Origin of the sequence: Pseudomonas sp. XWY-1, from assembly GCF_002953115.1 — a bacterium.
GTDB classification, from domain to species: domain Bacteria; phylum Pseudomonadota; class Gammaproteobacteria; order Pseudomonadales; family Pseudomonadaceae; genus Aquipseudomonas; species Aquipseudomonas alloputida.
The window spans coordinates 1,595,874-1,608,732 of record NZ_CP026332.1 but is presented as its reverse complement, the minus strand read 5'-3'; the positions used below and the strand labels follow the sequence as shown (position 1 = coordinate 1,608,732).

Sequence of the window (12,859 nt, the reverse complement as noted above, 5' to 3'; positions counted from 1 at the left end):
GAGTGACAGGGCTTAGAGCTGTTGAGTAACGAACGACAGCATCTGGTCGGCCGTGGAAATGACTTTGGAGTTCATCTCGTAGGCACGCTGAGTGGTGATCATGTTCACCAGCTCTTCCACGGTGCTGACGTTGGAGTTCTCCAGCGTCTGCTGCAAGGTGGTGCCAAAACCGTTCAGGCCTGGGGTGCCAACCTGCGGTGCGCCACTGGCGGCGGTCTCGAGGAACAGGTTGTCGCCGATCGCCTGCAGGCCGGCCGGGTTGATGAAGTCGGCGGTCTGGATGTTGCCGATCACCTGTGCAGCCGGGTTGCCGGCGGTGGTGATCGACACGGTGCCGTCCTGGCCAACGGTGAAGGTCTGGGCGTCGTTAGGCACGACAATGGCAGGTTCCAGGGCGTAGCCGTTGGCGGTGACGATCTGGCCATCGGAGTTCAGGTGGAAGGTGCCGTCACGGGTGTACGACACGGTGCCATCCGGCTGCAGGACCTGGAAGAAACCGCGACCGTTGACGGCCATGTCCAACGGGTTTTCCGTGGTTTGCAGGCTGCCGGCGACGAAGCTTTTCTGGGTGCCCACGATACGCACACCGGTACCGACCTGCAGGCCCGAGGGCAGCTCGCTGTCCTGGGTCGACTGGGCACCAGGCTGGCGCTTGATCTGGTAGAGCAGGTCTGCGAATTCGGCGCGATCACGCTTGAAGCCGGTGGTCGAGACGTTGGCCAGGTTGTTGGAAATGACCGTCAGGTTGGTGTCCTGAGCGGACAGGCCGGTTTTAGCGACCCAAAGAGCCGGAAGCATGTGAGTTCTCCTCGTGCGCCTGTTTTACGGCACCCGTTCAAAAGTGATTAGCCGATTTGCAAAACCCGAGCCATGGCTTCGTCGCCTTCCTTGGCCGTATTCATCATCTTGACGTGCAGTTCGAACTGGCGGGACAGCGCCAGCACCGAGGTCATTTCCTCGACAGCGTTGACATTGCTGCCTTCCAGGAAGCCAGCCACCACCCGCACGTTGACGTCGGCATCGGCCGGCTGGCCGGAAGTGGTATGGATCAGACCGTCCAGGCCCTTCGTCAGGCCTTTGGTGTCCGGGTTGACCAGTTTGATGCGGTCGACCTCGGCCATCACCCGCGGGTCTTCACCCATGGAGCGGATGCTGATGGTGCCGTCGGCACCCACTTCCACTTTCTGCTCCGGCGGGATGGCGATCGGGCCACCGTTGCCGATCACCGGCATGCCATTGCCGGCACGCAGCACACCGAGGGCATCGATGTTCAGGCTACCGGTACGCACATAGGCTTCGCTGCCGTCCGGCGCCTGCACGGCGATAAAGCCTTTGCCGGTCACCGCCACGTCAAGGTCGCGGCCAGTTTCGACCAACGGGCCTTCACTGAAGTCGGTGGCCGGGCGCTCGGTCATGGCGAATGCACGCGCCGGAAAGCTGTCACCGAACACCGGCATCGAGCGGGCCTGCTCCAGGTCGCGCTGAAAACCGTTGGTGGAAATGTTCGCCAGGTTGTTGGCGTGGGCCTTCTGCGCCAGCGCGTTCTGGCTGGCGCCGGTCATGGCCACATAAAGCAACTTGTCCACAGTTTCTCCTCTGCGCGTAGCTGCCGCGCTGTCACTGGGCAGGTTCCAAGCAATAATTGAACCAAGTCTGAAACACCCGGTTTACGGGGCTTTCAGCGCGGCAAGGGGCAATAACCGTCAGTTTGTCGGCGGATGTTTGCCGCCTGCGGCAAGGGCTTGCTCAATGGGCGCGGCAGGCGGCGTTGTTGTAGGGGCCAGAGTGGCGCACCCAGCCTTTGCCCGGGTTGTGGGCCGAACACAGGTAGCGGCCGGTGACCAGGCTTTGCCATTGATAGAACGGGGCGGGGGCAGCGGGGGCCGGCAGAACCAGCACCAGCAGGGGGAACAAGGCCAGTAACGACAGCCGCTTCATTCGCATGAACCTTCACATTCTTGGGGCCGCTTTGCGGCCCCAATTACAAACACCACAGCAAAAACAATCATCAGGTCATCTGAATGATGGTCTGCATGATGGTGCTTTCAGTGGAAATGGTCTTGGCATTGGCCTGGTAGTTGCTCTGCGCCTTGATCAGGTTGACCAGCTCGCCGGTCAGGTCGACGTTGGAGTCCTCCAGGGCACCACCGGAAATCTGGCCGAGGGTACCGGTGTCCGGAGCGCCGATCACCGGCACGCCCGAGGCATAGGACTCTTTCCAGTTGGTACCGCCAATCGGCGTCAGGCCCTGCAGGTTGGCGAAGTTGGCAATCGCCACCTGGCCGATCACCTTGTCCTTGCCGTTGGTGAAGCTGGCAAACAGGTAGCCGTTCTGGTCGATGCTCAGCCCCGACAGCTCACCGGTGGCGAAGCCATCCTGGGTTTTGGCGATTTCTGCGGACGACGCGTTGTATTGGGTGGCACCCAGCATGTCCAGCTTCACACCGTCCGCGTTGGCGATGGCGCCATTGGCCGACCACTCTCCAGCGGCGTTTTTCTGCGCCGGGATCCAGTCGTTGAGCTGGAAGATCTTGTCTTCGCCAATGCTCAGGCCGCCCGCGACGTCACCCGCAGTCATTGCATCCTTGTCCAGCGTACCATCGGACTTGAACGGCACGGCGTTGACCAGCGGCGTGGTGGAAGCCGGATTGGCCGGGTTGCGGCCATCGATAGTGGTGTGCATGGACCAGGTATTGGTCGCGTCGTCCTTGATGAAGTACTGGTTCATCTGGTGTTCATTACCCTGGCTGTCGAACACCGGGGTATTGAACGTGAAGTTGTAGGAACTGGCATTGGTGGGATCGAAGGGCGTCACCGACGGGGAGGTCGCGGCCGAGTTCAGGTTGATCTTCTCGGTGATGAGGCCGGTCGGCTTCGGCGTCAGGTTGGAAGTATCGATCTGCAGGTCAGTCAGGATACCCTGGATGATCTTGCCGTCCTCGCCGACCGCATAACCCTGCAGGTTGGCACCCGAAGCATTCACCACATAACCGGCCTTGTCGCTGTAGAAAGCGCCCGCACGGGTATAGATCTTCGAGCCGTTGTCGTTCAGGGCAAAGAAGCCGTTGCCATCGATAGCCATGTCCAGCGCCTGGCCGGTGGCGTTGATATTGCCTGGCGTGAACAGCTGCGAAACCGCGGCAGTCTTTACCCCGGTGCCGATCACGGTCTTGCCCGCGCTGGTGCCGCGAATGGAGTTGGAGTACTGGTCAGCGAACTCGGCACGCGACGACTTGAAGCCGGTGGTGGCAACGTTGGCAATGTTGTTGCCGGTAACGTTCAGGGCCTTGTTTGCTGCATAGAGGCCGCTAAGGCCGATATTGAAAGACATGTGTAACTCCTGTCGTTTTGCTCAGGCCCTAGATGCCGATGCTTTGGATTTTGGAAAGCGCAACACTGCCCAGCCCGGCCAGGTTGAGCGTCATCTCCGAACCGTTGCTACCCATGGTCACACTGGTAACCGAGGCCGGCAGGTTGGTGGTCATGGCCGTGGCCTTGCCATCGATCGAGGCGGTGGCCTTGAAGGTGTAGGTCCCGGCGGCCGCGACTTCACCGTCATCGTTCAGGCCATCCCAGGTAAAGTCGATGCTGCCAGACTTCTGGGTACCGAGTTCGATGGTGCGCACCAGCTTGTCGTCCTTGTCGTAGATCCCCACCGAGGTGGAGGTACTGGACGACGTCAGGTTGACCGAGCCCTTCATGTCCTTGCTGGTATCGACCACGGCCTTGTCGGTCTGGACAATGACATTGCGCCCGACCAGCGAGGAGGCCTGCAAGGCCTGGGAAGATTGCAGCCCGGCCGCGATGTAGGTCACAGCGTCGTTCAGCGACTGCATGCTTTCCAGGCTGCTGAACTGCGCCAACTGGGCCACGAACTCGCCGTTTTCCTGCGGGTCGAGCGGGTTCTGGTTCTGCATCTGGGTGACCAGCAACTGCAGGAACGCGTCCTTGCCCAGCGCGCTGCCGGCGGCGCCGGTAGAGCTGTCAGTCTTGGACGTCTGCTTCTGCAGCGAGGTCAGGTATGCGCTGCCGACGTCTGTAGTGGAATTGGTGGTGGTCATGTCGGCTTCCTATCACTGCCCCAGGGTCAGCACTTTCTGCATCATGTTCTTGGCCGTGTTCATCAGTTCAGCGTTGGTCTGAAACGCGCGGCTGGCGGAGATCATGTCAGCCATCTCCTCGACCACATTGACGTTCGGGTAGTAGACGTAGCCGTCCTTGTTCGCCGCCGGGTGGTTCGGCTCGTAGCGTGCTTCAAGGGTGCTCTGGTCTTCGACGATGCCTTTTACCTGCACGCCCTGCCCTGCCTCGCCCTGGTCTTCGAACAGCGACTGGCTGCTGCCGGCCTGTGCATTCTGGAAAGTGGTGGCGAACACCGGGTGACGGGCGCGGTACGTCTGGTCGATGCTCGAAGACACGGTCTCGGCGTTGGCGATGTTGGACGCCACGGTGTTCAGACGCGTGTTCTGTGCGCTCATGCCGCTACCGGCAATGTTGAAGACACTGGAAAGGGACATGGTCATTCTCCCCGCAGGGCGGAAACCAGCCCTTTGAATTTACTGTTGAGCAAGGTGAAGCTGGCCTGGAAGCCAATCGCGTTTTCCGTGTAGTTCGATTGCTCGATCTGCGCATCCACGGTGTTCTGGTCGATCGACGGCTGCAGCGGCGTGCGGTACTTGAGGGTTTCATCGGCCATGGCCAGGCCCTCAGCTTCGATGTGCCGGCTGTTGGTCCGGTCAAGGTTGAAGCGGCCGCCGCTCTGCTGCTTGTCGCTTTCGGCTGCGAGCACCGAGGCGAAGTCCATGTCACGGGCCTTGTAGTTGGGCGTGTCGGCGTTGGCGATGTTGTTGGCCAGCACTTCAGCGCGCTGGGCGCGGAAGCCCAGTGCCTTTTCGTGAATACCAAGCGCCTTGTCGAAGCTGATGCTCATGTCAGGGAAACCTTCAGAGGTTGACCGGAATTTCGTTGAGCAAGGTATAGCAAGGGCTGTGCCAACCACTGAAAAGCCCGTGTTTATGGGGTTTTGCGGCGCAGTACTGTCAGATTGATGCCAGAAAAGCGGCAAAGGCCTTCCGCCTGAGGTGACAAAAGCGGCAATTGATGGGCGGCAAAAGCGGCAAAACAAAAAATTGACGTCAGTGTTTTCCTGGGCGGGCCTCTTCGCGGGTAAACCCGCTCCTACGGCGGGCCGTGTCCAACCTCCGATGTATGTCCACCACCAATCTGTGTAGGAGCGGGTTTACCCGCGAATACGGTAGCGGCGGCAACGGTGAACGCCTGGTGGAAATTGGCCAGCAGGCCCGGCCCTTTCGCGGGTGAACCCGCTCCTACACGCGGCCTGTGGCCAACCCCTGATTGTGTGGCCATCACCGATCAGTGTGGTAGGAGCGGGTTTACCCGCGAATACGGTAGCGGCGGCAACGGTGAACGGCGGGTGGTAAATGGCCAGCAGGGCCGGCCTCTTCGCGGGTGAACCCGCTCCTACGGGGAGCTCGGCAGGAACAGCGGATAGGCATACAAAAAGGCCGGCATCTCTCGATACCGGCCTTCGTGCTTACTTGGCCTGGTAGATGATCCCCGGGCTGCACTGCACCATCTGGTAATGGTCCGGCAAGCCGTTCAGCGCTTCCGAGGCGCCGAGGAACAGGTAGCCACCGGGCTTGAGGGTACTGTGAATGCGCAGCAGGATGTCCTTCTTCACCTGCGCCGAGAAATAGATCAGCACATTGCGACAAAACACGATGTCGAACTTGCCCAGACTGGCATAACTGTCGAGCAGGTTGAACGAGCGGAACTCGACACGACTGCGAATCGCCGGCTTGACCGCCCAACGCCCCGGCCCCTTGGGGTCGAAATAGCGCTGCAGGCGTTCCTGGGACAGGCCGCGGGCAATCGCCAGGCTGTCGTATTCGCCGGTCTTGCAGTTGGTCAGCATGGTGCCGGAGAGATCGGTGGCGACGATCTGCGCCCCCATCTTCAACTGGCCGAGGTTGCTGCGCTCGAACTCGTCGATCGCCATCGAGATGGAATACGGCTCCTGCCCCGACGAACAGGCCGCCGACCACATGCGCAGGCGCTGGCCGGGGTTGTTGCGGATGAACTCGGGGATCACCTTGTTCTTCAACACCTCGAAGGGATAGGTGTCGCGAAACCACAGGGTCTCGTTGGTGGTCATGGCATCGACCACCTGCTCGCGCAAACCGCCGCGCGGCTGGGCCTGGATGCGCTGCACCAGCTCACCCAGGCTCTTGATGCCCTGTTGTTCCATCAGCTTGTTGAGACGGCTGGAAACCAGGTACTGCTTATTCTCGCCCAGCAGGATGCCACAGGCTTTCTCCAGGAAGACCCGGAACTGTTCGAAATCCAAATTACCCGTAGACACTACTGCCGCCTCTTTTCAATCACTGGTGCCGGAGGGCATGCCCCCGGCTGCTTCAATGCGCTGCCTTGATCCGGTCGACCACCCGCTGGGCCAGGTCATCCGGCTTGAACTTGGCCAGGAAGTCATCGGCACCGACCTTCTTGACCATTGCCTGGTTGAACACCCCGGAAAGCGAAGTATGCAGGCAGATGTGCAATTTTTGCATGCGCGGATCGCTGCGAATCTCTGCGGTTAGCGTATAACCGTCCATTTCCGGCATTTCAATGTCCGAGATCATCATCAGGAACTCTTCTTCCGGCTTTTTGCCCTCATCCACCAGCTGACGCAGGTAGTTCAGCGCCTGACGGCCATCATTGAGCGCCACCACCTCGACCCCTACGGTCTGCAGGCACCGGCTGACCTGTTTGCGCGCAACCGACGAGTCGTCGACGGTCAGCACCCGCATCAACACCGCCTTGTCCTGCACTTCGGCATCGATCACACCGGCCGATACCGACTCGGACGACGGCGACACTTCGGCCAGCACCTTCTCCACGTCGATGATCTCGACCATGCGGTTGTCCACCCGAGTGACCGCGGTCAGGTAGTGATCACGGCCGGTACCCTTGGGTGGCGGATGGATCTCTTCCCAGTTCATGTTGACGATGCGCTCCACCGAATGCACCAGGAAGCCTTGGGTCTTGGTGTTGTACTCGGTGATGATCACGAAGCTGTTGCGTGTGTCTTCCTGCAACGGCCGCAACCCGGTGGCCATCGACAAGTCGAGGATCGGGATGGTCGCCCCGCGAATATTGGCAACGCCACGCACCACAGGGTGCGCCTTGGGCAGCAGGGTCAGCGCAGGGCATTGCAGTACTTCCCTGACCTTGAACACATTGATGCCGTAAAGCTGTTCGCCATTGAGGCGGAACAGCAGCAATTCCAGGCGATTCTGCCCCACCAGCTGCGTGCGCTGGTTGACCGAATCCATAACACCCGCCATGCCAGACTCCTTAACGTTTCAGCCTTTCGTTGCAACTCAGGTAGCGAGTCGGCACGGGCTTTGCTTTTTTGAGTGTCATGCACACGAAAACGACATTTTCCCGACGATTGACACGCCTGCTGACTGGCCCGCTGGCCACGCTGTGCCTGCTGATGCCCGGCGTTCGCACGGTGGCGAACGCGTTCACCTTGCCTGAACAGCTTATCGGTGTCACCCAAGGGTTTCTTGAATTCACTGTTGAAGATTATCTGTCCACCACCCAGACTGCCGGCCGCTATGAAATCCAGGTCAACCCACTGGACCCACGCCTGCGCATGCCGTTGTGCAGCCAGCAGCTGGACGCCTCACTGGAAAGCCCGGCCCAGCCGCTGGGCCGGGTGACGGTACGGATACGCTGCAACGGCGCAGCACCGTGGACGGTATTCGTGCCGGCCACCGTGCGACTTTTCCGCGATGTGGTGGTGGTGACCCGCCCGCTCAAGCGCGACAACACGGTCGGCGAAGGTGACGTGGCCCTGCGCGAGCGCGATGTCGGTACCCTGGGCCAGGGCTTTCTGACCGAGCTGGACCAGGCGGTGGGCATGAAGATGCTGCGCCCCACGGTGATCGACCAGGTGCTCACCCCGCAACACCTGGAACAGGCCGAGGTGGTGCGCAAGGGTGACCAGGTGGTGATCATCGCCCGCAGTGGCAGCCTGAGTGTGCGCATGCCGGGCGAAGCCCTGAGCAAGGGCGGCCTGAGCGAGCAGATCCGGGTACGCAACCTCAATTCCAAACGCGTGGTCAAGGCCAGGGTGACCGGCCCGGGCCAGGTCGAGGTCAGTATGTAGGCCAGCCACCAGATTGCGCTGGCAGTGAGGAACCGCTTTTCCTAAACTGTGTCAGAACACGGGTTCGCGGGCTTGCCGACAGGCGGCAATGCATTTGTGCCTAAAGTTTATATCGGGTTGGCCGAAAACAAGGCAAGCGTCCAAATACCCAGAGGTTTCTGATCATGGTCATCGACTTCAGTCGTTTGAATAACTCTCCGTCCGTCACGGGCGGCGTGCGCGGCAACACCGCGTCCGGCAGCGCCGAAAAACCGGCAGCCAGCCAGGAAGCGGTGAAAGACACCAGCGCCAGCGGAGAGGCGGTACACCTCAGCCAAGAGGCACAGCAGTTGCAGAAGATCAGCGACAAGCTGCGCGACGAGCCCGTGGTCAACAGCGCCCGTGTGGCCCAGTTGAAGCAGGCGATCGCCGACGGCAGCTACCAGGTCGATGCCGGCCGGGTCGCCAGCAAACTGCTTGATTTCGAAGCCCAGCGCTGACCGTACGGCGCGCTGACTTCACGGACGCCAGAAAAGCCAAGAGTTAGCCATGCACGACACCACCTTGCTGCAACTGATCGAAGATGACATTGCCCCGATGCAGGAATTGCTCGACCTTCTGCACAAGGAAGCAATCGCCCTGCATGGCCGCGACATGCCGCTGCTGGAGCAAATCCTGGCGCGCAAGCAGTCGTTGATCATCTTGCTCGAGCAGCATGGCCAGCGCCGCAGCCAATTGCTCGGCAGCCTGGGCCTGAGTGCCGACCGCATCGGTGTGCAGGCTGTAGCCGCGCAGTCACCCCATGGTGATGTGATGCTGCAGCGGCTCGACATGTTGTCGCAACTGATGGACGACTGCCAGCAGGTCAACCAGACCAATGGCCGGATCATCCAGGTGCAGCAACACGTCACCAACAACCAGATCCGCATCCTTCAGGGCGGCGATTCGCCTTCGCTCTACGACAGCCGTGGCAGCACCTCGCCGCTGGCCAAGCCGCGCGCGCTCAGCCAAGTGTGATTTTTCTATCAAGGCACAGAACATAGTGGCAAAATGCCGTTACTTGCGTGTGTCGCTTTTGCCTGGAGAACAATAAGCTGTGTTCAATGAATCCGATGCCCCGCAACCACCCAAGGTGTTGAGCACCCCCTTGGAGATTGCGGCCAACTTGCGGCAGCTGCAGGAAAGCCACGACCCCCTGATCATCACCTTCCACGACCGCAGCCAGCGCTTCCAGAGCTATGTGGTGCACGTGGACCGCGAAAGCAACACCCTGGCACTGGATGAGATGATCCCCCGTGACGGCGAGAAATTCATCGAGAACGGCGAGCACTTCCGTGTCGAAGGCTTCCACGATGGTGTACGCATCGCCTGGGAATGCGATCACGCGCTGAAAATCAGCGAAGTCGACGGCCACCGCTGCTACAGCGGCGCCCTGCCGCAAGAGGTGACCTACCACCAGCGCCGCAACGCCTTCCGCGCCGCGCTGAAGCTATCGCAGCTGGTCGACATCATCCTCGACGGTGCTCACCTCAAGGGCAACGGCGCCATGCGAGGCAAGCTGCTGGATATCTCGGCCACCGGCTGCAAACTGCGCTTTGAAGGCAATGTCGAAGACCGCTTGCAACTGGGCCAGGTGTATGAGCGTTTCAAGGCAGGCAACCCACTGGGCCTGGTGGACACCATGGTCGAGCTGCGTCATCTGCACTATGAAGAGCGCATCAACACCACCTTTGCCGGCGTGCGCTTCCACAACTTGAGCGGGCAGGCTCAACGCAAGATCGAGAGTTTCGTGTACCAGCTGCAGCGTGAGGCGCGGCGGTTCGACAAGGACGATTATTGATCGTCGGTCGGTAAAACAGAAAACGCCACCTGCTGAGGTGGCGTTTTCATTTGTGTTTCTGCTGGGCTGGCCTCTTCGCGGGTAAACCCGCTCCTACACCGACTTGCTGACCTCTTCAGGTTCAGGCGCCTGTTGCTGCGCGCCCTTCTCTTCATCCTCGGTGTCTTCAGCCGCCACCGGCGCCTGCATCACGTCCTGCACCGTCTGCTCATCCACTCGCGGGTCCAGCGCCGCCGACAATGGCGAACCGGCCGCCGGCATCGCCACGTGGCCCAGCGGTGCGTCCTGCACCTGATGCAGGCCGGTAACCGCTTTCGGCCGAATGCGCCAGACCAGCACCAGGGCAAAGAATACGAAGAAGGCATACAGCATCTGCGCGCCCAGCACTTTCATCAGAACCCCTGCCGCCAGCGGGCCGACGCATGCACCCACACCGTAGGTCACCAACAGCATCGCCGTCAGCGATACCCGGCGCTCGCTTTCCACGTGGTCATTGGAAAAGGCAACCGCCAGCGGGTACAGGCAAAACTGCAGCAACGAGATCAGGAAGCCGATACCGAACAGCAACTCCAGCGGCACACTGGGCAGTATTGCCAATGGCGCAGCCGCCAGCGCCAGCCCCACTGCCACACTCCGAATCAGCACCGCCCGGTCATAACGGTCAGACAACCAGCCCAGCGGCCACTGCACCAGCAGGCCGGCAAAAATGCAGCTACCCATGAACAGACCGATCTGCTCGGTACTCATCCCCTGGCTTGACGCATATAAAGGCGCCAGACCGTAGAACGAGCCGACAATCAGCCCCGAGCCCAAAACCGTACTGAGCGACTGCGGCACGCGCTTGATGAAGAACTTCGGCTCCATCGGTGCCGGGCGCAAGGGCGCCGGGTGAATACGCCGGGTCATCGCCACGGGCACCAGGCACAGGGCAAAGCACATCGCCACCAGCATCAGCAGCTCAGGGCCGAGCTGCGGGTGCACCACCAGAATCAACTGGCCAAGCACCAGCCCCAGGTACGAGGCAATCATGTAGCCGCTGAACACCGCGCCCCGGTGCTTCACATCGGCCTGCTCATTGAGCCAGCTCTCGATGACCATGTATTGGCACATCATCCCCAGGCCGACGATCACGCGCAGCCCGACCCAGGCCGGCAGCCAGCTGGTCAGGCCATGGCCGAGCACCGCAGCGCCGACGATACCGGCACAGGTGGCATAGGCTCGTATGTGCCCTACCCGTCCGATCAGCCGGTGGCCAACCTTGCCGCCAACCGCCAGACCAAAGTAGTTGGCCGCCATCAACGCACCCACCCACAGGCTGTCGACATGGTCGGCAGCCAGGCGCAGGGCCAGGTAGGTGCTGAGCAGGCCCGAGCCGATCAACATCATCAGCGCGGCGAAATACAACGACTGAAACGGCTTCCATACATTTCGCATACGTCCCGTGGAGCTCCCTGGTCAGGTGGCAGTTTTGGGTGCTAGCAGCATAAAGGCAAAACCCGCCTGGCGCAGGCCCCCGACAGCTATTTGGCACTGCGGGGGCGTGCCCGGTGCAGGTTGTGTCGCGCTCAGGCCTGTGCCGCCAGGACCCGGCGCTCCCACGGCGTGATCTCGTCGAAGAAATCGCTCAGCTCAAGGGTCTTGCTGGCAATGTAGCCTTCGATGAACTCGCTGCCGAACAGTTCCCGCGCCAGCGTACTGCGCTTGAGCCTTTCAAGGGCCGCGTGCAGCGTGCACGGCAGGCTCAGGTGCTCGGGCACTTCGAATTCGCCCTGGATGGCCGGCGATGGCTGCAAGCGCTGCTCGATGCCATGCAGCCCGGCGGCCAGGCTGGCTGCAATGGCCAGGTAGGGGTTGGCATCGGCGCCAGGCAGGCGGTTTTCCACCCGTCGCGCGACCGGCGCACTGGCCGGAATGCGCAAGCCAGCGGCGCGATTGTCCTCGGACCAGCACGCATTGTTCGGCGAGGCATAGGGGTGACACAGGCGCTGGTAGGAGTTGACGTTGGGTGCGAACAGGGCGGTGAAGTCGGCCATGCACGCCTGCAACCCGCCGATGAAATGGTGGAAGGTGTCTGTCGGCAGGCCTTGTTCGTCACTGAACACGTTACGCCCGCTGCCGACCTCGACCAGGCTCTGGTGAATGTGCATGGAACTGCCGGGCGTACGCGCTAGCGGCTTGGCCATGCAGACAACGGTCAGCCCGTGCTTGAGCGCCACTTCCTTGAGCAGGTGCTTGAACAGGAAGGTCTGGTCGGCCAACAGCAGCGGGTCACCGTGCAGCAGGTTGATCTCGAACTGGCTGACACCCATTTCGTGCATGAAGGTGTCACGTGGCAGGCCGAGCGCGGCCATGCACTGGTACACCTCCTTGAAGAACGGGCGCAGGCCGTTGTTGGAACTGACACTGAACGCCGAATGGCCCAGCTCACGGCGGCCATCGCTGCCTACAGGCGGCTGGAACGGTTGCTGCGGGTCGGTGTTGGGGGCGAAGACGAAGAACTCCAGCTCGGTTGCCACTACCGGCGCCAGGCCCAGTGCCGCATAGCGGGCTATCACGGCCTTCAACTGGCCCCGGGTGGACAGTGCCGAGGGCCGGCCATCCAGCTCGTTGGCATCGCAGATGGCCAAGGCGCGGCCGTCATCGCTCCAGGGCAGGCGGTGGACCTGACTGGATTCGGCCACCAGTGCCAGGTCGCCGTCGTCACTGCCGTAGAATTTCGCTGGTGGATAACCGCCCATGATGCATTGCAGCAGCACGCCCCGGGCCATCTGCAGACGACGGCCTTCGAGGAAGCCTTCGGCGGTCATCACCTTGCCGCGCGGGACGCCGTTGAGGTCGGGGGTGAC

At 61.4% G+C, this 12,859-nt stretch carries 15 protein-coding genes; 4 read left to right on the top strand and 11 right to left on the bottom strand.

What is annotated here, in order from left to right:
- Nucleotides 1–12: 12 nt before the first annotated feature.
- From flgG to PRJ_RS07700, 9 genes are all read right to left on the bottom strand, one after another.
- Entirely contained in the window at nucleotides 13–798 is a 786-nt protein-coding gene (flgG, locus tag PRJ_RS07740) for a flagellar basal-body rod protein FlgG (protein ID WP_003254462.1), read from the bottom strand.
- A gap of 47 nt (nucleotides 799–845) precedes the next feature.
- Nucleotides 846–1,586, bottom strand: coding sequence for a flagellar basal-body rod protein FlgF (flgF, locus tag PRJ_RS07735; protein ID WP_010955101.1), 741 nt, complete (start codon nucleotides 1,584–1,586; stop codon nucleotides 846–848).
- Between the two features lie 160 nt (nucleotides 1,587–1,746).
- Nucleotides 1,747–1,938 (bottom strand): hypothetical protein, encoded by a 192-nt coding sequence (locus tag PRJ_RS07730; protein WP_003254464.1) that lies wholly within the window; start codon nucleotides 1,936–1,938, stop codon nucleotides 1,747–1,749.
- Nucleotides 1,939–2,008: 70 nt separating this feature from the next.
- Nucleotides 2,009–3,331 carry a flagellar hook protein FlgE gene (gene flgE / locus PRJ_RS07725; RefSeq protein ID WP_020189992.1) on the bottom strand — a complete coding sequence of 441 codons (1,323 nt, stop codon included), beginning with the start codon at nucleotides 3,329–3,331 and terminating at the stop codon, nucleotides 2,009–2,011.
- Nucleotides 3,332–3,359: 28 nt separating this feature from the next.
- Nucleotides 3,360–4,061 (bottom strand): flagellar hook assembly protein FlgD, encoded by a 702-nt coding sequence (gene flgD / locus PRJ_RS07720; RefSeq protein ID WP_003254468.1) that lies wholly within the window; start codon nucleotides 4,059–4,061, stop codon nucleotides 3,360–3,362.
- 12 nt (nucleotides 4,062–4,073) lie between these two features.
- Nucleotides 4,074–4,517 carry a flagellar basal body rod protein FlgC gene (gene flgC / locus PRJ_RS07715; RefSeq protein ID WP_003254469.1) on the bottom strand — a complete coding sequence of 148 codons (444 nt, stop codon included), beginning with the start codon at nucleotides 4,515–4,517 and terminating at the stop codon, nucleotides 4,074–4,076.
- A 2-nt stretch (nucleotides 4,518–4,519) separates the two neighbouring features.
- A complete protein-coding gene (flgB, locus tag PRJ_RS07710) occupies nucleotides 4,520–4,930 on the bottom strand; it encodes a flagellar basal body rod protein FlgB (RefSeq protein ID WP_010955103.1) in 411 nt (136 codons plus the stop codon).
- A gap of 624 nt (nucleotides 4,931–5,554) precedes the next feature.
- The gene (gene cheR / locus PRJ_RS07705; RefSeq protein WP_004575768.1) at nucleotides 5,555–6,382 is read right to left on the bottom strand and encodes a protein-glutamate O-methyltransferase CheR; all 828 of its coding nucleotides are present in this window, start codon (nucleotides 6,380–6,382) and stop codon (nucleotides 5,555–5,557) included.
- 52 nt (nucleotides 6,383–6,434) lie between these two features.
- Nucleotides 6,435–7,364, bottom strand: coding sequence for a chemotaxis protein CheV (locus tag PRJ_RS07700; RefSeq protein WP_010955104.1), 930 nt, complete (start codon nucleotides 7,362–7,364; stop codon nucleotides 6,435–6,437).
- A 77-nt stretch (nucleotides 7,365–7,441) separates the two neighbouring features.
- Here PRJ_RS07700 and flgA point away from each other — a divergent pair, with 77 nt between their 5' ends.
- The 4 genes from flgA to PRJ_RS07680 all read left to right on the top strand — a co-directional run bounded on the left by flgA (nucleotide 7,442) and on the right by PRJ_RS07680 (nucleotide 10,013).
- Nucleotides 7,442–8,194, top strand: coding sequence for a flagellar basal body P-ring formation chaperone FlgA (gene flgA / locus PRJ_RS07695; protein ID WP_012051593.1), 753 nt, complete (start codon nucleotides 7,442–7,444; stop codon nucleotides 8,192–8,194).
- A 164-nt stretch (nucleotides 8,195–8,358) separates the two neighbouring features.
- Nucleotides 8,359–8,673, top strand: coding sequence for a flagellar biosynthesis anti-sigma factor FlgM (flgM, locus tag PRJ_RS07690; RefSeq protein WP_003254479.1), 315 nt, complete (start codon nucleotides 8,359–8,361; stop codon nucleotides 8,671–8,673).
- Nucleotides 8,674–8,722: 49 nt separating this feature from the next.
- Nucleotides 8,723–9,190 (top strand): flagella synthesis protein FlgN, encoded by a 468-nt coding sequence (locus PRJ_RS07685; RefSeq protein ID WP_020193298.1) that lies wholly within the window; start codon nucleotides 8,723–8,725, stop codon nucleotides 9,188–9,190.
- A 79-nt stretch (nucleotides 9,191–9,269) separates the two neighbouring features.
- Nucleotides 9,270–10,013, top strand: coding sequence for a flagellar brake protein (locus PRJ_RS07680; RefSeq protein ID WP_104961042.1), 744 nt, complete (start codon nucleotides 9,270–9,272; stop codon nucleotides 10,011–10,013).
- Between the two features lie 93 nt (nucleotides 10,014–10,106).
- On the opposite strand, the gene PRJ_RS07675 is transcribed toward PRJ_RS07680, so the two are convergent.
- On the bottom strand, nucleotides 10,107–11,447 hold the full coding sequence (locus PRJ_RS07675) for an MFS transporter (RefSeq protein ID WP_104961041.1): 1,341 nt from the start codon (nucleotides 11,445–11,447) through the stop codon (nucleotides 10,107–10,109).
- A 131-nt stretch (nucleotides 11,448–11,578) separates the two neighbouring features.
- A complete protein-coding gene (locus PRJ_RS07670; RefSeq protein WP_162497236.1) occupies nucleotides 11,579–12,820 on the bottom strand; it encodes a glutamine synthetase family protein in 1,242 nt (413 codons plus the stop codon).
- Nucleotides 12,821–12,859: the final 39 nt, after the last annotated feature.